The organism is Rhodoplanes sp. Z2-YC6860 (genome assembly GCF_001579845.1).
GTDB lineage: Bacteria > Pseudomonadota > Alphaproteobacteria > Rhizobiales > Xanthobacteraceae > Z2-YC6860.
The window spans coordinates 756,945-782,801 of sequence record NZ_CP007440.1; the positions used below are offsets into that span (position 1 = coordinate 756,945).

17 protein-coding genes are annotated in these 25,857 nt (G+C 64.0%); 6 read left to right on the plus strand and 11 right to left on the minus strand.

Annotation, left to right across the window (positions count from 1 at the left end; all coding sequences use genetic code 11):
• Positions 1 to 9: 9 nt before the first annotated feature.
• From RHPLAN_RS03510 to RHPLAN_RS03530, 5 genes are all read right to left on the minus strand, one after another.
• Positions 10 to 1,824, minus strand: a complete 1,815-nt coding sequence (locus RHPLAN_RS03510) for an ABC transporter ATP-binding protein (RefSeq protein ID WP_068013881.1) — start codon at positions 1,822 to 1,824, stop codon at positions 10 to 12.
• Positions 1,825 to 1,942: 118 nt separating this feature from the next.
• Positions 1,943 to 2,692, minus strand: a complete 750-nt coding sequence (locus RHPLAN_RS03515) for a hypothetical protein (protein ID WP_068013883.1) — start codon at positions 2,690 to 2,692, stop codon at positions 1,943 to 1,945.
• 14 nt (positions 2,693 to 2,706) lie between these two features.
• Positions 2,707 to 3,576 (minus strand): hypothetical protein, encoded by an 870-nt coding sequence (locus tag RHPLAN_RS03520; protein ID WP_068013885.1) that lies wholly within the window; start codon positions 3,574 to 3,576, stop codon positions 2,707 to 2,709.
• Positions 3,577 to 3,697: 121 nt separating this feature from the next.
• The gene (locus tag RHPLAN_RS03525) at positions 3,698 to 4,330 is read right to left on the minus strand and encodes a zinc metalloprotease (protein WP_068013886.1); all 633 of its coding nucleotides are present in this window, start codon (positions 4,328 to 4,330) and stop codon (positions 3,698 to 3,700) included.
• 55 nt (positions 4,331 to 4,385) lie between these two features.
• The gene (locus RHPLAN_RS03530) at positions 4,386 to 4,565 is read right to left on the minus strand and encodes a hypothetical protein (protein ID WP_068013888.1); all 180 of its coding nucleotides are present in this window, start codon (positions 4,563 to 4,565) and stop codon (positions 4,386 to 4,388) included.
• Positions 4,566 to 4,816: 251 nt separating this feature from the next.
• Here RHPLAN_RS03530 and RHPLAN_RS03535 point away from each other — a divergent pair, with 251 nt between their 5' ends.
• Positions 4,817 to 8,206, plus strand: coding sequence for an adenylate/guanylate cyclase domain-containing protein (locus RHPLAN_RS03535; RefSeq protein WP_068013890.1), 3,390 nt, complete (start codon positions 4,817 to 4,819; stop codon positions 8,204 to 8,206).
• A gap of 29 nt (positions 8,207 to 8,235) precedes the next feature.
• Here the strand turns inward: RHPLAN_RS03535 and RHPLAN_RS03540 are convergent, their stop codons facing one another.
• A complete protein-coding gene (locus RHPLAN_RS03540; protein ID WP_068013892.1) occupies positions 8,236 to 14,694 on the minus strand; it encodes a non-ribosomal peptide synthetase in 6,459 nt (2,152 codons plus the stop codon).
• A gap of 80 nt (positions 14,695 to 14,774) precedes the next feature.
• Positions 14,775 to 16,682: an FAD/NAD(P)-binding protein gene (locus RHPLAN_RS03545; RefSeq protein ID WP_237180040.1), complete on the minus strand. Its 1,908-nt coding sequence runs from the start codon at positions 16,680 to 16,682 to the stop codon at positions 14,775 to 14,777.
• A gap of 20 nt (positions 16,683 to 16,702) precedes the next feature.
• Between RHPLAN_RS03545 and RHPLAN_RS03550 the strand changes: the two genes are divergently transcribed.
• Complete coding sequence (locus RHPLAN_RS03550; protein WP_335341052.1) at positions 16,703 to 17,578, plus strand: Bug family tripartite tricarboxylate transporter substrate binding protein; 876 nt, start codon at positions 16,703 to 16,705, stop codon at positions 17,576 to 17,578.
• Between the two features lie 109 nt (positions 17,579 to 17,687).
• On the opposite strand, the gene RHPLAN_RS03555 is transcribed toward RHPLAN_RS03550, so the two are convergent.
• Genes RHPLAN_RS03555 through RHPLAN_RS03565 form a run of 3 tightly spaced genes read right to left on the minus strand, consistent with a single transcriptional unit; the run spans position 17,688 to position 20,456 of the window.
• Complete coding sequence (locus RHPLAN_RS03555) at positions 17,688 to 18,641, minus strand: tripartite tricarboxylate transporter substrate-binding protein (RefSeq protein ID WP_068013896.1); 954 nt, start codon at positions 18,639 to 18,641, stop codon at positions 17,688 to 17,690.
• A 24-nt stretch (positions 18,642 to 18,665) separates the two neighbouring features.
• A complete protein-coding gene (locus RHPLAN_RS03560; RefSeq protein ID WP_068013898.1) occupies positions 18,666 to 19,553 on the minus strand; it encodes an SMP-30/gluconolactonase/LRE family protein in 888 nt (295 codons plus the stop codon).
• 9 nt (positions 19,554 to 19,562) lie between these two features.
• Positions 19,563 to 20,456: an SMP-30/gluconolactonase/LRE family protein gene (locus RHPLAN_RS03565; RefSeq protein WP_068013900.1), complete on the minus strand. Its 894-nt coding sequence runs from the start codon at positions 20,454 to 20,456 to the stop codon at positions 19,563 to 19,565.
• 187 nt (positions 20,457 to 20,643) lie between these two features.
• Here RHPLAN_RS03565 and RHPLAN_RS03570 point away from each other — a divergent pair, with 187 nt between their 5' ends.
• Positions 20,644 to 21,186 (plus strand): DOMON-like domain-containing protein, encoded by a 543-nt coding sequence (locus RHPLAN_RS03570; protein WP_157100039.1) that lies wholly within the window; start codon positions 20,644 to 20,646, stop codon positions 21,184 to 21,186.
• Positions 21,183 to 22,385 carry an exo-beta-N-acetylmuramidase NamZ family protein gene (locus RHPLAN_RS03575; RefSeq protein ID WP_068013904.1) on the plus strand — a complete coding sequence of 401 codons (1,203 nt, stop codon included), beginning with the start codon at positions 21,183 to 21,185 and terminating at the stop codon, positions 22,383 to 22,385. Before RHPLAN_RS03570 ends, RHPLAN_RS03575 begins: the two co-directional genes overlap by 4 nt.
• On the opposite strand, the gene nagA is transcribed toward RHPLAN_RS03575, so the two are convergent.
• Positions 22,379 to 23,554: an N-acetylglucosamine-6-phosphate deacetylase gene (nagA, locus tag RHPLAN_RS03580; RefSeq protein ID WP_068030519.1), complete on the minus strand. Its 1,176-nt coding sequence runs from the start codon at positions 23,552 to 23,554 to the stop codon at positions 22,379 to 22,381. The two genes, RHPLAN_RS03575 and nagA, sit on opposite strands and share 7 nt — an antisense overlap.
• A gap of 147 nt (positions 23,555 to 23,701) precedes the next feature.
• Here nagA and murA point away from each other — a divergent pair, with 147 nt between their 5' ends.
• The gene (murA, locus tag RHPLAN_RS03585) at positions 23,702 to 24,964 is read left to right on the plus strand and encodes a UDP-N-acetylglucosamine 1-carboxyvinyltransferase (protein WP_068013906.1); all 1,263 of its coding nucleotides are present in this window, start codon (positions 23,702 to 23,704) and stop codon (positions 24,962 to 24,964) included.
• Entirely contained in the window at positions 24,961 to 25,851 is an 891-nt protein-coding gene (locus RHPLAN_RS03590) for a glucosamine kinase nucleotide-binding domain-containing protein (protein ID WP_068013907.1), read from the plus strand. The genes murA and RHPLAN_RS03590 overlap by 4 nt, the downstream gene beginning before the upstream one ends.
• The last annotated feature ends 6 nt before the right edge of the window (positions 25,852 to 25,857 follow it).

Below are 25,857 nucleotides of genomic sequence, written 5' to 3' on the forward strand. Positions count from 1 at the left end.
CTTCCCAATCTACGAGTTGACGGTCAGCCGGGGTTCGGTCGGTATCGCCGCTGGGTCGTTACCGAACTGGGAATAATAGAAGTCGGCGTAGCGGGCGCCGGCCCGCAACAGGTTCTCGTGCTGACCCGATTCGACGATGCGTCCTCCCTCAACGAGGTGGATCATGTCCGCGTCCTTGATGGTGTTCAGCCGATGCGCGATGACCAGTGTCGTGCGGCCTTCGGCCAACCGGCGTATCGCGTTCTGGACGTGGGTTTCCGATTCGCCGTCGAGAGAAGCGGTGGGCTCGTCGAGCAGGATGATCGGCACATTCCGGATCATCGCTCGCGCCACGGCGATCCGTTGGCGCTGCCCGCCTGAAAGCTGCATCCCATGTTCGCCGACCTGTGTTTCATAGCCTGCCGGCAGCGCCATGATGAAATCGTGCGCGTGAGCTGCTTTCGCCGCGGCGACGATATCGTCTTCGCTGGCGCCGAGACGGCCCACCGCGATGTTCTGCCACACGGTGCCTCTGAACAGGAAAATATCCTGGCCCACATAGGCGATATTGCCGCGAACCGAGGCCTGCGACAGCGCCGCTATGCTCTGCCCGTCGATGGTGATCTCTCCTTCATCCGGATTATAGAAACGAAGAAGAAGATTGAAGATCGTCGTCTTGCCTCCGCCGGATGGGCCAACGAGCGCCGTGATCTTTCCGGGCGCGGCTGCGAAAGACAGGCCGCCAAGAACTTCGATGCTCTCACGATAAGAGAACTTGACGTCGCGGAAGAGAATCCCGCCTTGAGCGACCTGAAGGTCAGGCTGGTGATCGTCGCGAACGCAATTCGGCAGGTCGAGGACCTTGTACAGCATCTCGACTCCGACCAGAGCGCTGCCGAGATCGACGTTCAATCGCGCAAGCCGCTTCCCGGGCTCGTAGGCGAGCAGAAACGCCGCGACAAATGTGATGAATTGCCCGGGCGGCTGGCCGAGCACGATGACCTCATATCCCCCATAGAGCAGCATGAGACCGACCACGCAGCCGCCGAGCGTATCCATCATCGGCGTGGAGCGGTTCATGACCCGTGCGAGCTTGTTTCCGGCGCGCTCGAGGATGACCGTATCCTCGCCAAAGCGGCGGCGCATCTCGTCCTCGAGGTTGAGGGCTTTGACGACGCGCAGTCCCTGGATGGTTTCCTGCATCGATTCAGCGAGGCGGGCTGAGCCGGCAAATTCGGTCTGGGCGATGCTTCGGACACGTTTGACCAGATGGCGCACGATCGCAACAGACGGTCCCATCAGCACCACGCCGACGAGTGACAGCCACGGCGCATGATAGATCATGACCGCAAGCAGGCCGGTCAACGTCATCAGATCGCGACCGAGCGTCGTGATCAGGATCCGGAGCGCTTCGCCGGCTGCGCCGCTGCCGTAGGCAACCCGCGCCGTGAACTCGGAGGAATGCCGGTCGCTGAAGTAGGATAAATCCTGTTGCAAAAGCTTGTCGAACATCCGGCGTTGGTTCTCGGCGTCGATCTGATTGTTGATCCTCGCGAGCACCACGGCCTGGCCGTAAGTCGAGATGCCTTTGATGGTGAAAATCACCATGATCGCAATGGCAATCGATGCGACGCCGGAAAAACTCCGATTGATATAGGCTTCATTGACGGCCGTTCCGACGATGTAGGCCGACGCAGCCGTGCATCCGGCCACCGACGCCATCCAGAACATCGCGAGAGCGTAGCTTCGCCAATGCCGGCGGCCGTAATCGTTGATCAGGCGCAAGCTCAGGCTGACCGGGCCGTGCGGATCGGCAAGCAATCGCTGTATTATGTTGTTCAGCATACGCGCGGACACACGGTGGGTGATGAGCCTTGTTGGAGTTGGGTATTTTCCATCATGCCAAATCGTCGCCGCCCGGTCGATGCCGGAGTGCCGTACCGGCGGGCCCTAAGCTCTGCGTTCAGGCGGCGGCGTTCAACTCCTCGACGATCTCGTTGTTAAGGATGGACTCCAGGTCGCGGCCCATGCGGACCAGGGTCTGGCCATCCATGACACGATGGTCGAAGTAGAACTGTATTGGCATTCTGCCATTGGGTTCGACAGGGCCATATTCAAAGCTTTGACTGACTGGCGTCACGGATTGGGTCGTGCGGTTGTATCGGGCGATGATCGGATTCACCGAGAAGGTTCCAAAGTATTTCGACTTGAGACGGCCGGCCCCGCGAAGGGCAATCAGCCAGATCAGGCGTCGGATCGGCAGCGGGTATCGTGTAATTCTGAGCAGCCGCCGATAGCTCCCCACCGTTTCGATAGGGAGCACCTTCGATCCTTCGAGCAGGCGATCGATCTCGCGAAGCGGCTTGTGTTCGGGAGCGGGAATCTGGTCGAAGAACACGGCCGGCTCGCCTTGCCATTCGCGTTCGATGACGACCGTCGCGACGGAATATGGGTGCTCATACAAGTGCGGCCAGGGACATGAAATGTAAGCGCGCCGGAGCTGAGGCCATTTCCTGGAGTTCAGCGCGATCGCTTTGATCAGAATCGCGCTCCAGCTGATCAGCGGCTGGCTGTTGCGGCGCGCTTCCACCACGGACGACACCCGGATCGAGGCGGCGCCTCCGACGATGAAGGATCCCATTCCGAAATGCACGAGGTCGCGCATCCACAGGCGCGGCAGCGAGAGTCGGACATAGCGGGGAAACCAGCGCATGCGGCGGATCGTTGCTATGATGAAAGATGCGGAGCCAGCATTTTCTTGATCATGTTGCGCTTCTCCGCGGCCACATCTGCAAAGCCCTCGCGTCGAGCCAAGCCCACTTCGTGGAGCCAAGTGTCGCACCATTGCACCTGGCCGGCGTCCGAATCGACGCCGGGCATGAACGGTTCAAAGCGGGTGTCCGTGAAATGCAATCGGGTCCGGTCGAGGTTTCTGAACAACACATTCCAATTGGCGCCACCGGTGTCCAGGCCATTGAACCAGTCCTGGCCGAAATCCAGGGGAAGGTCTTTCACGAAAGGGAAGCGAAACATCGCAAATCCCGCCCACAAAAACCAACGTTCCCCAACGTGCCGCATGCAGCCATAGATCGGCTGAAGCTGCAGCTTGGAAAAGGGATCATCGGGCTTGGTGGGGTATATGTCGTGGTCAACAAAGCCGAAGGCCTCGGGCTGGATCGGCTTTATGACATTGCGCCAGGTCCAATTCAAAGCCAGGCCGTGAATCCGGCTGGCATGCTCGCGCCTCAGCAGTGGGCTCTTCGGAAGGCGCACGTAAGGCGCATTCAGCCGTTGCGCGACGGACCTGATCTCGTCCGCAGAGGTCTGGTTCACGGACATGTCGGCCACGATGTAGACGACGTCCGGGACAAATCGGGCAAGGAGCCGCGCCTGGATGCTGATGGCCTCGGGGTCTTCGAATGCGATGGTGGCGATGAGCCGCCGGCCCTGCATCGAGGACGTATCCGTCAAGGGAATACGCGCCGGACGGCGGACGTAGCTCTCCCGCTGCATCCTGTAGCGCTGAGTCTTGACCCAGTGGCTGACGGGCCGGAGCCGTCGCCAGTCATGTGCTGTATATTCGCCGAGCGGACGCATGCTCTATTTTATGTCCGCGAGGCAAAAAGAGGGAGTCGCAGCGCGACGATGACGATTCCGTTCTATCTGGCGAACAGCCCGCGCGGAAGCGCCAGCACTCGGTGAGGGTGAGGAGACTTGGTCAGTTTATGCTGCACAGCTGTGCAGGTTCTGCCGTATCTCCGCAAGAAGCTGGGCCCTCGCGGAAGCATTTGCATTCATGGTCGCTGATTTCCGGCTCGTCGAGCTGAAGCGGAACCCGACACGCCATCAGGGCCTTTCTGTCGCCGCTTCGATGCGTCAAGCCTCTCATGTGCCCGAACTCGTGGGCCCAAATCATCCCCGCCATCTTGGCGTTTGCAATGTCGGACACGATCATCGACTTGTGCTGGGCCGCGTCCTCTCCCGGGGCCGGGTCGAATGCACAGCCTTCGTGCATTTGCGAGACGCGGCAGAAATTGATCGGGAGGTCGACAACCTTGATGTCGAAATTCTCGCGATGGACCGCGTCGCGGTCAGCGGCGTCTTCTATTTTTGATGGTGTCCTGGACGATTCGAACGCGCGGACGTGTCCCCGCCGCTTGAGCACCACATTGCATTTCTTCAGGACTTTCGAGGCTGCGGCCAGGATTTCGTCAACCTTGTCGTCGCTGAGGTGGATGCTCCTGTGATGCCCCACGGTCAATGGAATGGGGTCAGCCTCAACCGCAACGGCAGGCCCGGCCCACATCAGCAGGCCGAGCCACGCAGCCGCAACGGCGATTTTTGTTTTCATCTCGCACCGACCCCGTTCAGGGTCATGAACAAGCAACCGATATCGGAAAAATCCGTTACCGCTTGGCGCGAGCTTTCTTTTTCTTCTTACCCGCGAGCGCCTTGAGGCGCTTGTCGATAGCCTTGATCTCGGCGGCAAGCTTGCGCTTCTTGCCCATGAGATCCTTCTTCATGGCGGCTTTCTGCTTCGCGCTCAGACCGCCTTTGGCCAAAAGCGACAGATCAACTGTTCCCATGTTCCCCTCGCTCCTTTCGGGTGCGATCCCGAACTTCAACTGTTGCACGAAAGTCAAAATATATCAATCAGACGAGGCGTGGCTGCCAGTCGCAATGGCGACCAATCCCGTAAAATCTGCAACAATCAGATCATTCGTCAGCAACTTAAATCGCTGGTCCGGTCCGGTGTACTGCCTCGGCCGGACGGGGTAAAATTGTCCGGACGTTGTCGCTAAGCCGATGACGGGGGAGCATTCTTTAGAGCGATACGATGGACATCGGCCATTGGCTCAAAAATATCGGATTCGAAAAATACGAGACGATATTTGTCGAAAACGCCATCGATCACGATGTGCTGTTGGAGCTGACAGAGGCCGATCTCGAAAAGCTCGGAATGCCTCTGGGCGACCGCAAGCGCCTCCTTCGTGCGATTCGCGCGTTTGCCGAACCTCCGGATACCGGCCTCATAAGCGAAGGTGGCACGCTCCGGCGAAGTGGGCCCGGACGTGAGATCGCTGCGGAGCGGCGCCATCTGACCGTGATGATCTGCGATCTGGTGAATTCGACAGCGCTGTCGGCCCGTCTCGATCCGGAAGACATGGGCGCCGTGATGGATTCGTATCACGCGGCCTGCGCCCGCATCGTGCAGACGTATGAAGGCTTCCTGTCGGATTTCCGGGGCGACGGCATCTTCTGCTATTTCGGCTATCCCAGGGCTCACGAAGACGACGCCGAGCGAACGGTGCGCGCCGCGCTGGATATCGCAGCAGCCGTTCCCCGCATCGAGACGCCCGCCGGCGAAGCACTCGCGGTTCGGGTCGGCATTGCGACCGGCCTGGTCGTGGTCGGCGAGCTCGGCCGCGAAGGCGCGCTCTGGGACAATTACGTCATTGGCGATGCACCCAACATCGCGGCCCGCCTTCAAGGCCTGGCCGAGCCCGGCGGGGTCGTCGTTGCCAGCTCCACGCGCCGGCTGCTCGGCGGTCTGTTCCGGCTGCGCGACCTCGGCGAACACAAGGTCAAAGGCATCGACGAGCCCATCGCAGCGTGGTCCGTTGAAGGCGTGTCGTCCTCGGAGAGCCGCTTCGAGGCGACCCACGTGACGCAGATGACCGATCTGATCGGTCGCGACAAGGAGATGGACTTCCTGCTCGCTGCCCGGCAGCTGGCCTGGGATGGCGAAGGCCAGGTCGTGCTGATTTCAGGCGAACCGGGCGTGGGCAAATCCCGAATCGCTGCGGCCCTTGCCGATCGGATCGCCGACGACCAGCACACCCGCTTGCGGTATCAATGTTCGCCTTATGACGCCAACAGCGCGCTGCGCCCGTTGATCACGCAGATGGAGCGGGTGGCGGGATTTGGTTCGAACGACAGTCTCGACCAGCGCCTCGACAAGCTTGAAGCGGTGCTGGCTGGGTCGCCCGACGAAAATGTCGTGCCGCTGTTCGCCAAGCTGCTCTCCGTTCCTTACGAGCATCGCTATCCGTCGCTGACGCTGAGCCCGTCGCAGCAGCGGCGGCAGACTCTCGCGATCCTGCTCGATCAGCTTGAGAGCCTAGCGCGGCGGCAGCCAATCCTGCTGCTGTTCGAAGATATGCACTGGGCCGATGCCACTTCGCTCGAGCTGCTCGATCTGGCCATCGAACGGATTCGCAATCTGCCGATCCTCGCATTGCTGACGTTCCGGCCGCCGTTCGAGCCGCCATGGGGCGGTCTCGCCAACGTCAGGAGTCTTGTGATCGGCCGTCTCGGCCGCGACGACATCGAAAGCATGATCGCGGGCGTCGTCGGCGGCCGCGCGTTGCCTGCGGAAGTGACGAAGCAGATCGTCAACAAGACCGACGGCAACCCGCTGTTCGTCGAAGAGCTCACCAAGACGGTGCTGGAGTCCGGCATCCTCATCAAGGAAGACGAGGGGTATCGGCTCGACGGCCCGCTGCCGCCGCTCGCGATCCCGGAAACGCTCCAGGATTCGTTGATGGCGCGTCTCGATCGCATGATGCCGGTGAAAGAGGTCAGCCAGATCGGCGCCGCGATCGGACGCGAATTTTCCTATGCCCTGGTGCATGCGCTGGTCGGTGTCGACGGAACCACCTTGCAGCACGCGTTGAGCCAGCTCGAGCAGGCGGAGCTTGTGTTCCGCCACGGCGAGCCGCCGGACGCGACCTATACGTTCAAGCACGCGCTGGTGCGGGACGCGGCCTATGAGAGCATGCTCAAGAGCCGGCGGCAGCAGTTGCACGGTCAGATCGCCCACGTGCTCGAAAACAAGTTCGGCGACTTCGTGGAGCGGCAGCCCGAGATCGTGGCGCACCACTTCACCGAAGGCGGGGTGCATGACGCCGCGATGGATTACTGGCTCAAGGCCGGCCGCCAGGCGCTCGACCGCTCGGCCAATGCCGAGGCCGTGAAGCACCTGCGCCGCGGCATCGAGCTTGCGCAATTGCAGGCGCAATCGGTCGATCGCGCACGCAAGGAGTTGGATTTTTATCTGGCTCTCGGTCCTGCTCTCGCCGCGACCGAGGGTTATGCCACGCCGCAAACGCTGAGCGTTTTCTCGCATGCCCGCAACCTGCTGGGCGATGGCGCCGATCCGGCCGAGCAGATGACCATCCTGTGGGGCGTCTATCTCGCGCACCTGATGCGCGGAGAGAACATCGATGCGCTCGATGTCGCGCGCCAGTGCCTGGCCTTGGCGACAGCCCACAACCATCCCGGCATGCTGGCGCTGGCCAACCGCTTCATGGGCCAGACGCTCTGGATGATGGGCGATTTCGTGGGCGCGCGCATTCATCTGGAGCGAACGCTGGACCTGTGCGCGGCCAACCAGAACACGATCACGTCGTACCGGCGCTTCGGCGCCGACGACGAGGTCACGGCGCTGTCATCGCTGTCCCGTGCGCTCTGGATCCTCGGCTACCCGGATCGGGCGAGTTCGGCGGCGGAGCAGTCGCTGACGCGCGCGCGCAGCCTGGGCCTTGCATTCACCACCGCCTATGCGCTGGACGGCGAGGCGCTGCTGGGCGCCTTGGGTGCCGATCCCAAGCGAGCCACGGGTCACGCCAACGAGGCGATGGCGCACAGCATCGCCCACAGCCTGCCGGATTTCGAGCAGAGGGCGCGTTTCATGCAGGGCGCGCTTCTGACCCAAGGCGGCGATTCTCAACGCGGGCTGGAGCTGATACGCAGCGCTTTTGCGGCGATCGAAGGCACCGACAAGAGCCGTACGACGCTCTATCTCGGCTACTCCGCTGCGGCTTTGGCCAAACTCGGGCAGACCAAGGCGGCGCTCGACATGCTTGGCGACGCGCTTCAAGCCGCGAACACCACCAATGAAAAGTTTTTCGCAGCCGAGCTGTACCGTCAGCGAGGCGAGATGCTGTTGGCGCAGGGCCGGGCCGGCGAGGCGGAGTCCGAGCTGCAGGCTGCCTTGACCATCGCGCGGAATCAGCAGGCCCGTTTGTGGGAGCTGCGCGCGGCCACGAGCCTCGGCAAGCATTGGCACGATGCCGGGAAGTCCTCCGAGGCCCGCGCGCTCCTGCAGCCGATTTACAGCTGGTTCAGCGAGGGGTTCGACACTGCGGATTTGAAGGCCGCAAAAGCGCTGCTGGACGCGTTGGGACCCTCATCGGACACGCGGGCACAGAAGGCACGCATCTGAGCGGCTCCTGAATCTTCGCCGCTGATCGCTCAGCAATCGCCAAGCCGGCCCAGCGGCGTTTCGGGGTCTGCAATCGCCCGTGTCAGGATCGCGGTGTAATCCTTCACCCATCGTGCGGCGGCTTTCGCTTCGAACAAGTCGCTCTTGAAGCTGCACGAGCCGACGATGCCGGCAGGCGATTCCTTGAGCATCACCGACAGCCAGGTCCGATCGATCGGCAAGGCGCGCTGTCCATCCGGATAAGCAAATGATCGCACCGTGACGTTGGGCAGATTCAGCGGCTGGGAGGCGTTCTGCAGGACAAAAAACGCCTGGATGAGCGACGCCGGATCGAGTTCGCCATCCTTTGCAAGCTGCGCGGTCAGCACATCGAACGGAAGCTCCTGCCTGGCATAGGCGTCCACCACGGACTCGCGCACGCGACCGAGTGCGTCCGCGAACGACAGGTCTGGCCCCACGCGGGTGCGGGTCAGCGTGATGTTCATCAGCGGGCCGACGACGCGCTCCGTTCTCAGCTGGGAGCGATTCGCCATCGCGGTCGCGACGCAGATGTCGTTGCGGCCGGTGCGGGCCAGCAGCAGCGACTTGAATCCCGTCAGCAGCGTCATGAACAAGGTGCAGCCATGGCTTTGGCTGAACGCGTTCAGCCGCGCGGCGAGATCGTTCGGTACCAGCAGCGGTTGGTGCACGACAGGCGAGCTCAGCAGCACTCCTTCGGTGTCGCCGTCGGTCGGGAATAGCGGCGAGGCTCCCTGCAGATGCTGCTTCCAGTAGCCCAGTTGTTCGGCCGCGGCGTCATGGGCGCACCACAGGCGCTGCCAGTGGGCGAATTCGGAAAACTGCAGCTCGGGCTTGGGCAACTGCGCCTGTCGGCCGGACGTCAGCGCCGCATAGACGGCCGAAACCTCTTCCATGAGAATTCCGATCGACCAACCGTCGACCACCACATGGTGCACGATCAGGATCAGCACGTGGTCATCGGGGGCGAGCCGCAACAGGCGCAGACGAATGAGCGGCGCACGGCTCACATCGAACGGCAGCCAGGCTTCCTCCTCGGCAATCAGCTCGGCCTTCTTGAGCAGCAGAGCCTTGCCGCGTTTCCCAGCCGCCGCCCGAGCGGCGAGATTTTTGACGGCGAACGGCAGTCTGGCGTCTGCGGCAGGCCCGATCTGCACGACCGGCCGGCCTTTCTTCCAGACGAATGCCGAGCGGAGCGAGTCGTGCCGGCGCGCGGCCTCCGCGAAAGCCTGTTCCAGAGCACGGGCGTTCAGCGGCCCCTGCAATCGAAAGGCAAATGGCAGGTTGAACTGCGGGAGCCCCGGAAGCGCGCGCTCTATTTTCAGCACTTGCTCCTGCATCAGCGACACCGGCTGAGGCCCCGTTCGATTGACGAGCGCGATCGCGGGCGCCGGCTTGGCCGTTTGTGCTTTTCGCGAGTCCTCGACCCGGAGGGCCAGCGCCGCAACGGTGGGCGCTTCGAAGAAGGCGCGGAGCGACAACGATACGCCGAATGAATCGGCAATCCGCGCTAGTGCGCGGCCCGCCAGCAACGAATGCCCGCCCAGCTCGAAGAAGTTGTCGAAGGCCCCGATGGTCTTGACCTTGAGCAGGTCCGAAAGGATGCCGGCCAGCGTTTCTTCCGTGGCATTCCTTGGCGCCACGAAGTCGCCGCCCGCCATTTCAAGCTCGCCGCGGGTTCTTCGCAGAGCGGAGCGGTCGACTTTGCCGTGTGCAGTCAGCGGGATGCGATCCAGATGGATGAAGCGCGCCGGGACCATGTACTCGGGAAGCCGGCCTTTGAGGAAATCGCGCAGGCTTTTGACGTCCGGTCGCGGGCCGTGAGCGACAACATGCGCAATGATCTGCGTGCCATCGCCGACCGCGTTGCGCGCCAGCACGACCGCGGCGTTGATCGCCGGAAGCTGTTCGAGAACGCGCTCGATCTCTTCGAGCTCGATGCGATAGCCGCGAATTTTCACCTGATGGTCGACGCGGCCGAGAAATTCCAGGGTGCCGTCGGCGCGCCAGCGCGCGAGGTCTCCGGTCCTGTACAGGCGTGCATCGGGTTGTCGCGAGAACGGGTCGCGCAGGAAGCGCTGCTTCGTCTGCTCCGGATCGTTGAGATAGCCGCGGCCGACGCCGTCGCCGCCGACACACAGCTCGCCCGCAACACCGATCGGCATCGGCTGCAAATGCGCGTCCACGACGTAGAGCCGGGTGTTGGCGATCGCGCGGCCGATCGGCACCGTGGTGAGCGGGGCCGGCGCCGTGACGCGATACGTCGACACGGTGTCGGCGCATTCGGCCGGACCGTAGGCGTTGATCAGCGGCACGCCGGGGAAATGGCGGAGCCACTCGCGGCACAGATCGGGGGTGAGCGCCTCGCCGATGCAGGTGAGCGAGCGGAGGCGGCTGAGCGCGCGGTATGTGGGCTCGTCGGGCATGCGGTCGAGGATTGCGCGCAACAGCGACGGCACGATCTGCAGCACCGTCACGCCCTCGCGGTCGATCTCCCGCATCAGCAGCGCGGGATCCCGCACCACCTCGTTGGCGCAGACGTGCACGCGCGCTCCGACCATCGTGCCCGCGAGGAACTGCCAGACCGAAATGTCGAAGGTCTGCGGCGCCGTCTGTGCGATGACGTCGGATGCCGACAGCTCAAGTTCGGAAATCTTGGACAGCAGGTGGTTGCGCAGGCCCCGTTGCTCGACCATGGCGCCTTTGGGCACGCCGGTGGAGCCGGAGGTGTAGATCACATAGGCCAGGTCCGATGCAGACCCCCGCGCCGGAGATATGGGTTTGCGCGGCCTGGCCTCGATCAGCTTCGCGAGGCTCAGGATTTTTGGCCGTGACGCGAGCGGCTGCGCCGCGAGCGCTGTCTTCAGCAGCGATGAGCAACCGCGTCCCGCCAGGATCAACGGCGTGCGGCTGTGTTGAATGATCTGCGTCTGCCTCGCGGCCGGGAGCTTCGGATCGAGCGACAGGAATGCGCCGCCGGCGGTCTGCACCGCAATCATTGCAGCGAGAAGGTCGGCGCTGCGCTCGGCCATCAGCACGACAACCACGTCGGGACCGACGCCCTCGGCGCTGAGCCGGGCGGCGATGGCCGAAACGCGCCGTGCCAGGGTTCGGTAATCGAGGCGGGCGCGCCCGGCCGATACCGCAATGGCCTCCGGCGTGCGCTCGGCCTGCTTGAAGAACCGTTCTGGCAGTGTGCTGCGCGCCGGAAGCGGCTTGTCGGTGTCGTTCCAATCGCTGATGACCCGCCGTCGTTCAGCGGCCGGAACGAGCGGTAGCTGGGAGATGTGCGCCTCGGGATTCGCAACGATGCCCTGCAGCAGGGTCTGCAAGTGCGTCGCGAGCCGCGTGATGGTGTCGGCGTCGAACAGTTCGGTGCCGTATTCGAGCCAACCGCTGAGACCGCCGTCGGCTTCCATCAGTTCAAGCAGCAGGTCGACCCTGGCGATACCCGGATCCACGTTGATCAGATGCGTCGATAGGCCCTGAAGCTCTGGCGTGATCGGCGGCGGATTTTGCATCAGGAACATCACTTGAAACAGCGTGTTCCGGTCCGCACTGCGCGACACCTGGAGCGTCCGGAGAACCTCCTCGAACGGCACGTCCTGGTTCCGATAGGCGTCGAGCGTCAGTTGTCGCACGCGGCTCAAGACGTCGCCGAAGCTTGGATCGCCGGACAAATTTGTTCGCAGCACGATGGTGTTGGCGAACATTCCGAGCAGCGGCTCGAACTGGACCTGGTTGCGGTTGGCGATCACCGATCCGACCGCGACGTCGTCATGCCGCGTATGCCGATGCAGCAGGCATTGGAATGCCGCGAGCAGCGTCATGAACAGGGTCACGCGATGGTCCCGGCTCAAGGATTTCAACGCGCGCGACAGCTCAGGTGAAAATCTCAACGGGTGCCGGGCGCCACGTCCGGTTTGCGTGTCGGGCCGCGGCCGATCGGTTCGCAGCGGCAATGCGGTCACGCCTTCGAGCTGTGAACGCCAGTACGCCACTTGATCCGCGGCGGCGGGGGTCTCAAGCCATGCCCGCTGCCATTCGACGAAATCACGGTACTGCGCGGCAAGCGCAGGCAGCGCGCTGGGAGAGTTCGTCAGATGCGCTTCATAAAGCGCCTCGATCTCCTTCCAGAACAGCCGCTGCGACCATCCGTCGTTGATCAGATGATGGAACTGGACCACCAGCGCATGGTCGTCCTCGTCGAGCTGAAGCAATTGAGCGCGCAACAACGGCTGCGTTTCGATATCCAGCGGCTGGCGCAACAGCGCCAGCGCCCGTTGTTGCACGGCCGCGGCCCTTTTGCTCTTCGGGCACGGCCGCATGTCGAGCCGTTCGAGCCGTGGCTGGGCCGTACCGACGATTTGCAGCGGTTCGCCGGCGCGCTCGACAAACGTCGATCGGAGAACCTGGTGGCGCTCGCAAATCGAAGCGATGCTGGCTTCCAGCGCGCCGACATCGAGCCGGCCGGTCAGGCGAACCACCTCGAGAATGAGGTAGTTGTATCCGGTCGGATCGAGCCGGTGCAGAACATGCATGCGCTGTTGCGGGAACGACATACGGACGCCGCTTGCATCTGCCGGCGGGTCCTCCGGACTCAGTGGAATGCCGGAAGGGGCGGCTTCAGCCTGCTCGATGCGGGCCGCCAGCATCGCGGCCGTTGGCGCGTCGAACATGTCCTTGAACGAAAAGTCGACGCCGAACTGCCGCCGCAGGCGCGACCGCATCTGCGTCACGGTGATGGAATCAGCACCCAACGCGAAAACGTCCTGGTCGACGCCGACCCGATCGACTTCAAGCTGGTCAGCCCAGATTTCGGCGAGTTGCCGTTCGAGGAGTTTGGCCGGAGCGGGCGCGGTGCTCTCAGCTTTTGCCTCCGTTGTTGGTGTCGCGCCAAACAGCATGGCGCCCAAGCCCTCGCGCTTCACCTTCCCGGCGGCATTCTTGGGAATCGCGTCGACGAACCGGATCAGGCCGGGCACCTTGTAGCTCGCAAGCCGCTCGCTCGCGAACTTGCGAAGCGCTTGTTCGCTGATGCGGGCGTCCGGACCGAGCACGATGGCAGCGGCGACATCCTCGCCCAATCGCTCGTGGGGGACGCTGAACGCCACGGCTTCGATCACGTCGGGATGCGCGAGAAACGCTGCCTCGACTTCAGCCGGTGCGACCTGCTGTCCGCCACGCTTGATGACGTCTTTGATGCGGCCAACGATGAAGAGATAGCCATCCCGGTCGAGGTAGCCGAGATCGCCGGTTCGGAACCAGCCATCGCGGAAGGCGGATTGCGTTGCCGCGATATCGTTGTCGTAGCCGCGCGTGATGGCGGGGCCGCGCAGCACGATTTCGCCGCGCTTGCCGGTCGCAAGCTTGCGGCCTTCGTCGTCGATGATCGCAATTTCGGCGCCGGCCGACTTGCCGACCGAGCCCGGCTTCCGCAATTCGAGCGTGTTGGCGGCGATCTGGGAGGCGGCTTCCGTCATGCCGTAGGTTTCGATCACCGGCACGCCGAACAGGCGCTCCAGATCGCGGAGCACCGTGACCGGCAAGGATGCGGAGGCGGATCGAACCACCCGCAACGAGCTTTTCAGAACGCGGAGCTTCCGGCGCACGGCTTCCGACAGCAGGGCGCGGTGGACCGAAGGGACGGCCGTGTACCAACTGGGACGAAATTCATCGAGCCAGCCGAAAAACGCAGCGGGATCGAATCCAGGCGTGCAGACCACGGTCGAGCCGGCGGCCAACGCGGTCAGAAGGCCCGAGATCAAGCCGTGCGCGTGAAACAGCGGCAACATGTTCAGCAGACGATCTTCGGGCCGAAGCCTCAAGGCCGCGCCGGCATTGTAGGCGGACGCGCAAACGCCGGCTTGCGTCAACGGCACGATCTTCGGCCGCGCTGTCGTGCCCGACGTCATCAGGACCAAAGCGTCGTGGCCTGCGCCGCACGCGGGGGCGCGGCTCGGCGCTCGCGGCGTGCCCGAACCGATGAGGTCGAACATCCACGGCGCCGCGCCGGGGCATGGCGAAAGATCGATGACGGGTATCCCGCTGCCCTGCGCGACCGTGCGGGCGGCCGAATTCATGTCCGCGCGTGTCAGCAGTGCCGCGACGTTGAAGTCGGCGAGATATCGCTGCAACTCATCGGCGGTGAGATTGGAATTCAGCGGCACGCAGCCCGCGGCGGTCGCGACCGAAACAAGAGCGACGGCAGTCGCGGCGCCGTTGGGCAACACGACGGCCACGCGGTCGGTCGGCCCGATGCCAAGCTCGCGCAGCTCGCGAACCGCCTTGCTCACACGAAACCGCAGCTCGCCGTAGGTCAGCGGATCGCAGTTGGGTGACAGGATGGCGTTGCGATCCGGCGCCTCGGCGCCGTAATGGGCGAGCATATCGTCGAGGCACGAAAAGACCCGCGTCGCAGTCTTTTCGCCTGCGGATCGGATCGGTGGCGGGTTTGCGAGCAGCGACAATGAGGGCCCCCATTTTGGCCGATGTTAATTCATTGATTTGAAACGTCGTAGATTAAGTTCTGCGGAAGCAGTGTGAAAAGTCATGAAACGAGCCGTTTTCGCCTTGGTGGCTTAGCACCGGCCGCGACTCCAATATCGGCAAGCGCGTCGCCATCGAGGCCGCTGATCCAATCATACTTGCTTTCGAGCGTCGCCAGTTCAGGCACTTTGTAGGCCGCGAGATCCTCGTAGTGTCGTGCGGCGTCCTCCAGGAAAAGGTCTCGCACCAGGCCGTTGACCAGGCGCGGCACGCCATACTTCATTCCCGGAATCGCAGCGCCGGTCAGGCCAAGGCTCGGCATCGCGCCGTATGTGAAGTTGTGCAATCGGCGAAGGAACGGAGCAGCCCCTGGCGTCCGCTCGGTGAATTCGAAAGCGTTGCCGAGATACGGGTAGCTTCCGAGCTCGTCGTTTTCCTCCCCGGTGGGCGGCGTGAACCGGTCGCGCCAGAGCGCGATCTGATCAACGATCGGCGCAAGCTCGGGCCTGCTCGAAAGGTCCGTCTCGGTGCCGGTGGCGAAGATGATGAAATCGAATTTGAAGCTGCCAGTTTCGGTTTCCACAGACACGGCGCGCCCCGTGTCGCGAACGGACCGCCAGCCGCAGTTCGGGTGCCAGTGAAAATTTGTGAACTCAAGGCATCGCCAATAGGCGTGCTGCGGCGGCGGCTGCGGCGGCTCGAGCATGTGGCGCATGAAGCGCCAACGCTCCAGGTCGCTCAACTCGCCAAAGTGAGCCAGGATGCCGGCAAAGTGTCCCCAAAGCAGCGGGTTGATCCGCGGGATTTCGGCGCGGCGAAAGCACAGGTCGACGCGGGCGGCGCCGGCTTCGAGCGCCATGGCGGCATTGTCAAACGCTGCGGCGCCAACGCCCAGAACGCCGATGCGCTTTCCCTTCAGCCGCCGGAAGTCGATGTTGTCGGCCGAATGGGCGTAACGGGTTGCAGGCACGTAGGCGACGAGGTTTTGCGGCGGCCGCCATGTTGCGTTTCCCTCGATGCCGGTCGATAGCACGATCTTCCGCGCGTGAACGCGTTCGACCCGCTGGCCGTGTCGGAGATGGGCGAGCAGAAGATCGCCCGAGGGCCCGATCGCCGTGACTTCGACTTCGTTTTCGACCGGCAGATCGAGAACATCGCGAAACCAATTGAGATACTCACGCCAGGCTGTCCGGGGGAACGTCTGGATGCTCTTCCAGGCGTCGCGGCCAAATCGCGCCTCGTACCAGGCGCGGGCCGTCAAGCTCGGAATCCCGAGCTCCATGCCCGTGACCTCCTTGGGAGTCCGCAACATTGCCATGCGGGCAAACTTGAGCCACGGCCCCTCCAGCCCGCGCGGGTTTCGGTCCACAATCCTGATGTTGGTGATCTGCTCGCGTTTGAGGTGGAAGGCGATCGCGAGCCCGCCCTGTCCGCCGCCGACGATCAGGACATCGAGGACACGGGCGCCGTCTTGGAAGCGCGGCACCGTCCACTCCCGCGACGGAAAGCCGAGATAGCTCAGCTCGCGCCGTACGCGGGCGGAAAGGCGCGCAATTTGCTTTGTATTTGCATCATGACGACGCCGCAGACCACGGGCACGTTTTGCCATTGGCTTCGCTTCCATCAATGGTACGTAAAATGCATTGCTTTTACCAAAATGACTTTCGAATAGGCACACAGGGTTGCACTGTCGAACAGCGCCGACAAGCTGATGTGCTTGGGCTCGGCAGTTGGGGCGATCAGACGCATATCTCACGAGCGCTGGCACACTTCCCGCAACTCGCAAAGTGAGATAGTGATTTCGCCGCAATGCACCGCGGAAGAGAGAACTCGACCGCTGCTGGAATACGAATACGAGCGTCCGCGCTGCGTGACGCGGGAGAAATGATGGGACTTCCTCGCCGCCGACTACTGCAATTGGCAGCGGGCGCTGCAGCGTCGCTGACAATACCTCGCACAGCCTCAGCACAATCCTATCCCAGCCGAACGGTGCGGATTCTCGTCGGCTTTCCGGCGGGTGGGACCACCGATATTGCGGCGCGCCTCGTCGCCCAGGCGCTGTCGGAACGATTGGGCCAGCAGTTCATCGTCGAGAACCGCCCCGGAGCCAGCACCAATATCGCGACCGAGGCCGTCGTCAGGTCGCAACCGGACGGCTACACGCTGCTCGCGGCGAGCACCTCGAACACTGTCAACGCGTCGCTCGATCTCAAGCTCAATTTCAATTTCATGCGCGACATCGTGATGGTCGCCGGCATGGTCAGGTCGCCGTTGGTGCTCGAGGTGCATCCATCGGTTCCGGTCCAAACCGTCAGCGAATTGATCGCCTACGCCAAGGCCGATCCGGGCGCTCTCAGCATGGCGTCGTTTGGCACCGGCACCAGCTCTCATGTGACCGGAGAATTGTTCAAGATGATGAGCGGCGTGGACATGCCACATGTGCCGTATCGCGGCTCGGCGCCGCTGGTCACCGATCTCATCGCGGGCCAGGTGCACTGTGCATTCGACAATCTCCCGGCATCGATCGAACAGATTCGGGCCGGCAGGCTGCGGGCGCTGGCGGTGTCGACCGCCACGCGGGACGCGGCGCTTCCGAACATTCCGACGGTCGGCGAAACCCTTCCGTCGTTCGAAGCGAGCGCCTGGATTGCGCTCGGCGCGCCGAGAGGCACGCCGCCGGATATCGTCGAAACTCTCAATCGCGAGATCAATGCCGCGCTGTCCGATCCGAGGTTGCAGGAAAGGGCGGCGGCGCTCGGTGCCACCGTGCTGCGAGGTTCGCCGGCCGACTTCGCCAAGCTGATCGCCGATGAGACCGAGAAGTGGGCGAAGGTGATCAAGTTCGCAGGCATCAAGGCCGAGTGACTCGATCATCGGCATCGCCGCCGCGCCGATACTGCGGACCGAACTTGTCGCGATAGCCGAGAGGGCCACGCTCCCGCCAATTCAAAGGCTTTTGCCCAGGCCGGCGGGCTCACTTGACGCTGATATGGGCCTTCTCGACGACGCTGCTCCAGCGTTCGGTGTCCGCATTGATGAAGCTGGCGAACTGTTGCGGCGTATTCGGCGCCGCCACGTCGTAGCCCGCGGCGTGGAGCTGGTCCTTCAGCGCCGGATCGGCGATGCCGCGCCGGATCGCTGCGTTGAGCTTACCCGTGATGGTGGCCGGCGTGCCGGCCGGCGCGACGATGCCGTTCCAGCCGATCACCTCGAAGCCGTCGAGGCCTTGCGACGCAATGGTCGGCAGACTGGGCACGAGGGATGTCGTCTTGAGTGTCGCAACGCCAAGCCCGCGCACGGTGCCGCCGGTGATCTGCGCCTGCGCGGTCGTCGCGATCGAGAACATCATCTGCACATTGCCGGCGATCACGGCGTTCAGCGCCGAATTGGCCTCACGGTACGGCACGTGGACGATGTTGACGCCGGCCATGGCCTTGAACAGTTCGCCGCCGAGATGCGGCGGCGTACCGATTCCGGATGACGCATAGTTCAGCTGACCGGGCTTGGACTTGGCCAGTGCGATCAGCTCCTGGACGGATTTCGCCGGCACCGACGGATGCACCACCAGCACGAAGGGCGACGTGCTCATCTGCCCGACCGCGACGAAATCCTTGCGCAGGTCGTATTGCGAGGTCTTCAGCGCGGCGTTGATGGTGTAGGAGGCGGTGGCGAGCAGCAGGTTGTAGCCGTCGGGCGGCGCCGTCGCGATGGTCTGGGCGGCGATCGCTCCGCCCGCACCGGTGCGGGGCTCGATCACGATCTGCTGGCCAAGCTCCTTGGCCAGCATCGGCGCGTAGATGCGCGCGACCACATCCGGTCCCGGTCCGACCACCACGCGAATGACGCGGGTAGGATAGTCTTCAGCAAAAGCCGCCCCGCCGAAGGCGAGCAGCACCGCCGTGATACCAACCATCGACTTGCACATCATGCGACGCACCTCGTCGTTCGAGCATCAGGACGTCATCACGGCGCGCAACAGCTGGCCGCCGCCCGTGCTGACGTAGATCATGTCGAGCGCGGCGCCAGCCACGCAGCACTTGTTCGGCAGATCGGCCGGGATTGCATGTGTCTCGATCAGAGCGCCGCTCGGCGCGAAGCGATGGACGAGGGGGCCCGGGCCGCTCCTTTGCCAGCCGCCGACCGCGATGAGGTCGCCGTTGCGATCGAGGCACATGCCTTCGATGCCGCGATGTGGCCCGCGATGGTCACTGCCGAAGGTGTGCAGCACGATCGGATGATCCAGTGTGCCGTCGTCGCGGATCGGATAGGCGCGCAGCTCGCGCCGTTCGGCGGGCGAGGGCCCGCCGTCCGCGACATAAAGTGTCTTCTGATCCGGCGACAACAGCACCGCGCGCGGATTGACGGTGTCGAACGTCATCCGCTCCGCGACCCAGGCGCGCCGGTCGTTGCGGTAAAGCCTCAGCACCGAGCAGTGATCGAGAAACGGAAAGATCGCAGGCCCGAACGGAATGATCGGATGGCGCGGATCGGTGAAGTAGATGCGGTTGTTGCGGTCGATCACCAGATCGCTGGGCTGGTTGTGATACTTGCCGTCGAGCAGCGCATCGACCGCGACCGTGCGGCCGTCCGGCGTGAACTGCACGAGACGTCGGCCGCCCTCCTGCGCGCCAAAAATCTCGCCGCCCGGCCCGAGCGCCAAACCGTTGACGCGGTTGGCGTAGCGGCGGAATTCGGTGACCTCCTTGTTGCGGTGGTCGACCCACAGCAAACGGCCCTCATCGATCACGCTCAGCAGCACCCGGCCGCCATTCGGGTCCCAAATGACGCCGCCAGCCGGGCCTTCAAACGGTCCCGCAACGAGCTCGAATTTCCATGCCATCGCTCGCTCCTACCAGACCGGGACGCCGGGGATTTGCAGCCGGGTTCGGAACACGGCGTGATAGGTTGTCATGTAGAGCGAGCGCCAATCGTCATCGCCCCAGGCGATGTTGGTGGTGTGCCCGCCCGGAATGAGAAGACGTCCGAGCAGCTTGCCGCGCGGGTCCATGACGTGCACGCCGCCCGGGCCGGTGCAATAAACGTTGCCCTCCTGGTCGCACTTCATCCCGTCGGCGACGCCGGCCTCGCTGCCGGTGAGCTGATGAAACAGCCGGCCGTTGCCGACGCTGCCATCGGGCAAAACGTCAAAGGCGCGGATGTGCGCCATCCTGGTGTCGTTGACGTAGAGAATCTTTTCATCAGGGCTGAAGCACAGGCCGTTCGGATAGACGGTGTCCGGCACGGTGAGCTCGACCTTGCCCTGCGGTGTCAGCCGGTACACCGCCTGGATGTCGAGATGGCGCTGCATGTCTTCGCCGACCATGCCGGGGATCACCAGCCCGCCGGCGGAGTCGGTCCAATAGACCGAGCCGTCGGAGCGCACGACGATGTCGTTCGGGCTGTTGAATTTCTTGTCCTGCCAGTGCGACGAGATGGTGGTGAAAGCGCCGTCCGGCTCGATGCGCCAGATCGTGCGCTTCGACCAGCCGGCAATGACCAGCCGGCCCTGCCGGTCGAACGTCATGCCGTTGGCATGGCTCGACGGATGGACGAGCACCGATTTTCCGACACCTGGAATCCACTGATAGATCGTATCGCCGATGATATCGACCCACAGGAACCGCCCTTTGCGGTGGTCCCACACCGGGCCTTCGCCGAAATAGGTGCCGTCGGCGATCTGATCGAAGGGCGGATCGGAGCCGACGATACGGTCGAAGCCAGCCGCGACGCGGTCGATGTCCATGGCGCTGATTCACTCCCGCTTTCGACGACCGTCTTCGCGATCTGTCCGGCACCACCGGCCGAGTCGAACGATGCTAGCAACTGGATCGGGTTCGGACGACAGTCAAATGGTCAATTCAGGATGATCGGTTTTGCCAGGGCCGGGCCGCCGACCTTGATTAGCACGGCACGAATCTGTTCATTGCGGTATGCCGCAGTTGAGCCCCCATCCCGACTTCTCCTCCAGAGCCGTGGCTCAGATCGAGGTGCAGATTGCGCAGCCGTGTGTGGACAGCCTGCTGCTGTCGTACATCGTGACCGGCAAGATCGGCGACATCCGGATGCCGCCGGTCTCCACGGCGGAACGCAGCGACGAACTCTGGCGTCACACCTGCTTCGAGTTGTTTGTCAGGGAATCGTCGGGATCGGATTATTACGAATTCAACTTCGCGCCCTCGAGGAAGTGGGCGGCTTATCGATTCAATAGCTATCGGAGCGGCATGTCTGTGGCGACCGAGATCGACGAAGCGCCGATCAATGTGAGCACGGGCCCGGATCGCTACAGGTTACAGGCCACGCTGCCCATCCATCGGTTGTCGCGAAAGGCTCCATGGCATCTGGGCCTGTCTGCGGTGATCGAGGACAATGCAGGACAAATGTCATACTGGGCTCTGGCGCATCCGCCCGGAAAGCCCGATTTTCATCACATGGACTGCTTTGGCCATGAGTTTTCGCCTGCGGTGTCGGCATGAAATTCGGAATCGATAGACTCATCGCGGAGCCGGCGCTGCGCGCACCATTGGCCGGCAGGCGCGTGGCGCTGCTCGCGCATCCGGCGTCCGTCACTGAAAACCTGACGCATTCGCTCGACGCGCTCGCCGCGTGTGGCGATCTGAAGCTCAGCGCGGCTTTCGGACCGCAGCACGGTCTGCGCGGCGACAAGCAGGACAACATGGTCGAGTCGCCGGACTTCGAAGATCCGGTGCATCACATTCCGGTCTTCAGTCTCTACGGCGAGGTGCGCAAGCCGACCGACAAGATGATGGGATCGTTCGACGTGATCCTCATCGACCTGCAGGACCTGGGCTGCCGCATCTATACGTTCATCACGACGCTTCTCTATGTCCTCGAAGCGGCGGCGCGCCATCGCAAGTCGGTCTGGGTGCTGGATCGGCCGAATCCGGCTGGCCGTCCCATCGAAGGGCTTAAGCTTCGCAGCGGCTGGGAGAGCTTTGTCGGTGCGGGCCCGATGCCGATGCGTCACGGGCTGACGCTGGGCGAGCTTGGCCTGTGGTTCGTCGAGACCTTCAAGCTCGACGTCGAATATCGCGTGATCGAGATGCAAGGCTGGCAGCCGGACGCCGCGCCCGGTTTCGGCTGGCCGCTCGGCGAGCGCATCTGGATCAATCCGAGCCCCAACGCGCCGAATCTGTCGATGGCGCGGGCCTATGCGGGCACGGTGATGCTCGAAGGCACGACGCTGTCGGAGGGCCGCGGCACGACGCGGCCGCTCGAACTGTTCGGCGCGCCGGATATCGATGCGCGAGCGGTGATGAAGAAGATGGTGGAGCTCGCGCCGCGCTGGCTGGAAGGCTGCCGGTTGCGCGAGTGCTGGTTCGAGCCGACGTTCCACAAGCATGTCGGCAAGCTTTGCCACGGCGTTCAGATTCATCCGGAAGGGCCCGGCTATGATCACGGCATCTTCAAGCCGTGGCGCATCCAGGCGCTCGCCTTCAAGGCGATCCGGGCGTTGTATCCGCAATATCCACTATGGCGCGACTTCGCCTATGAATACGAGCACGGCAAGCTCGCCATCGACGTGATCAATGGCGGCCTGCTGCTGCGTGAGTGGGTCGACGATCCTTCAGCGAGTCCGCACGACCTCGATGCGCTCACGCTGCCGGACGAGCAGGCGTGGTCGAGCGAGCGGAAGCCTCATTTGCGCTATTGAACGTCTTCCCGCTGACCGTCGACCCAGGTCGCAATGACTTTGAGTTCCGCGTTCAACGCGACCAGATCGGCGCGTGCGCCTGCCGTCAGCGTGCCGCGCTCACGATCGAGGCCGAGAAACCGCGCGGGCGTCAGCGAGGCGGCGCGCAGCGCATCCTCCAGCGGAAGCTCCGCGAGCTTCACTGCGTTGCGCACCGCCGAGGCCATATCCAGGTGCGCGCCGGCGAGTGTTCCGCCCGCGGTGGCGAGCCGTCCTTTGACAAGCGTGACCGTCTGGCCCAGCAGACTAAAGCGCTGCAGCGACGAGCCCACGCTTGGCATGGCGTCTGTCACGAGAGCGATGCCGTCGCGCTTCGCCGCGAAGGCGAGCCGGACGGAGATCGGATCGACATGGATGCCGTCCACGATCAGCCCGGCGGTCAGCCGCTCCTCGGTGAGCGCGGTGCCGATGATGCCCGGCGACCGTCCGCTGAACGGCGGCATGGCATTGAACAGATGCGTGACGCCGCTCGCGCCATCGGCCACCGCGCGCATGACCACGTCCGCAGGCGCTTCGCTATGGCCGATCGAAACGCGGACGCCGTTTGTGGTCAGGGTCTGAACGAATCCGGCCGGCACACATTCCGGTGCCAGCGTCACCAACGATGTCCCGGCGCCGGAAAGCTCGCACAGCTGTTCGACATCGCCATCGCGCGGTTCCGCGATCCGGTCGGGCGGATGCACGCCGGGGCGTTTGGGACTGATGAAGGGGCCTTCGATGTGCAGACCCAGGATGCCATCATGGCCCGCGATCGATCGCGCAGCCGCGATCGCGTCAGCCATCCGTTCGCGCGTGTCGGTGATCAGTGTCGGAAGACATCCGGTGGTGCCGAAGCGGCGATGCGCGCGCGCGATGGCGCGCATGCCGTCCGCGGTCGGTTGATCGTTGAGGAGCACGCCGCCGCCGCCATTGACCTGCAGATCGATGAACCCTGGAGCAACGATGGTGCCGGCGGGCAGATTCTGTTGCGGCCAGTCGCCCGGAACTTCACCTGAGCGCCGAACGCCTGCGACGAGCCCGTCCCGGATCAGCACCGCGGCATCGTCGTGCCATCGCGTGCCGTCAAAAATCCGGCGGGCGAGCAGGGCGTGCTGCGGAGGCGTTCCAGGATGATTCGGGTCCAGGCTCATCGACATTCATTGCCAGTTGCACTGGCGGTGCGACGAATCCAATTTAAGTTAAGGGGCGCGGAAGTCCCAGCGGAATGATCGCACGTGATGCCGTAAAATGCGGCGCGCTATTCCGAGAATCGGACGCGCGCGACCAAGGTGAGAAAAATGGACCGGATGATCATCCGAGGCGGCAGCCGCATCGAAGGCTCGGTCCAGGTTTGCGGCGCCAAGAACGCGGCGCTGCCGCAGATCGCGGCCGCCTTGCTCAGTGCCGAGCGGCTGGAATTGGGCAATGTGCCCGAGGTTTCCGACATCGACACCATGCTGCTGTTGATGCGGGAGCTTGGCGTCGCGGCGAACCGGGCGCCGGGGCATCGACTGGTGCTCGACGCGGGCGGCGCCCGCAACACCCAGGCACCCTATGACATCGTGCGCAAGATGCGCGCCAGCATTCTGGTGCTGGCCCCGTTGCTCGCCCGCTTCGGCTCGGCGCGCGTCTCGCAGCCCGGCGGCTGCGCCATCGGCGCGCGGCCGATCGACCTGCATCTGAAGGCGTTGGAGGCGCTGGGCGCTCAGGTCGACATGGAGGCCGGTTACATCCACGCGCGAACCAGCGGCGACGGCTTGCGCGGCGGCCGCATCGTGCTGTCGTCGCCGTCCGTGGGCGCGAGCGAGACCGCCTTGATGGCGGCGGTGCTGGCGCGTGGCGAAAGCGAAATCCTGAACGCCGGCCGCGACCCGGAAATCTCCGATCTCGCGGCTTGCCTCGTCGCGATGGGAGCGCGCATCGAAGGCGCGGGCACCCATCGGATGCTGGTGCAGGGCGTGCAGGCGCTGCATCAGGCGCGTCACGATCTGATCACCGACCGCATCGAGGCGGGCAGCTATGCCATCGCTGCCGCGATCACCGGCGGTCATCTCGAGATTCTGGGCGCTCATCTCGAGCATCTCGGGTCGGTCGGCGCCGCGCTGGAAAGCGCTGGCGTGCAGATCTGGCCGACCGACCGCGGCCTGATGGTGGTTCGCTCCGGACCGCTGCAGGCCATCGACATCTCGACCGAGCCCTATCCCGGATTTCCCACCGACCTGCAGGCGCAGTTCATGGCGCTGATGACGATTGCGCGGGGCGCTTCGGTCATCCGCGAAACCGTGTTCGAAAGCCGCTTCATGCATGTGCCCGAGCTGGGGCGGCTCGGCGCAAATATTTCGCTGCAAGGCTCGACCGCGCTGGTGCGTGGCGTCGACGGGCTGCGCGCTGCCGAGGTGATGGCGACGGATCTGCGCGCTTCGGTGTGTCTCGTTCTAGCGGCATTGGCCGCGGAAGGCGAGACCACGGTGCATCGCATCTACCATCTCGACCGCGGCTACGAACTCCTCGATCGCAAGCTCGTGCAATGTGGCGCCAACATCCAGCGGGTCGCCGGATGACAGCCGCTGCCCAAACCGGTCCGCTGTTTGTCGGCGTTGACGGTGGAGGCACCGGCTGCCGCGCTCGCATCGAGGATGCGGACGGCAGCCTGCTCGGCACCGGTATCGCGGGTCCGGCCGCGTTGCGTCTCGGCATCGACCGCGCGCTGGCCGAAGTGGAGAAGGCCTGCCGTGCCGCGGCCGATGAAGCCGGGCTGACGTTTGAAGTTCTGAAGTCGGCCCATGCGGCCGCGGGGCTTGCCGGCGTCGGACGCAAGGGCGCTCTCGAGGAGCTGAACCAGCGGCCGCATCCGTTCCGTTCTATCGTCTACGTCAATGACGCGACAGTCGCCTGCATCGGCGCGCATGGCGCGCGCGACGGCGGTATTGTCATCGTCGGCACCGGCAGCGTCGGCTACGCGGTGATCGGCGAGCGCGAGGTGAGAGTTGGGGGCTATGGCTTTCCGATTTCGGACGAGGGCAGCGGCGCCGATCTCGGATTGCATGCGATCCGCCTGGCGCTTCGCGCTTACGACGAACGCGCGCTCGGCAGCAGCCTCACCCGCGACGTGATGGCCCGCTTCCACAACGATCCGTTCGATGCGGTGGCCTGGATGGATCGTGCAAGCGCCACCGACTACGCGACGTTTGCACCGCTGGTGATGCGGCACGCCGATAACGGCGATCCTGTCGCGCGGCGAGTCGTTCGTGACGCGGGCGAGCAGATCGACGAACTGGTTCGGAGGTTGCTCGAATCCGGTGCGCCCCGGATCGCGCTGCTCGGCGGCCTCGCGTCGTCGATGCAGCCTTGGCTGTCGCCCGACGTGCAGCGGCGGCTGGTGCCGGTCGAGGGCGACGCGGTGGACGGCGCTTTGCACCTCGCCCGGCGTAACAGCGGGAAAGGGTGACCAGTC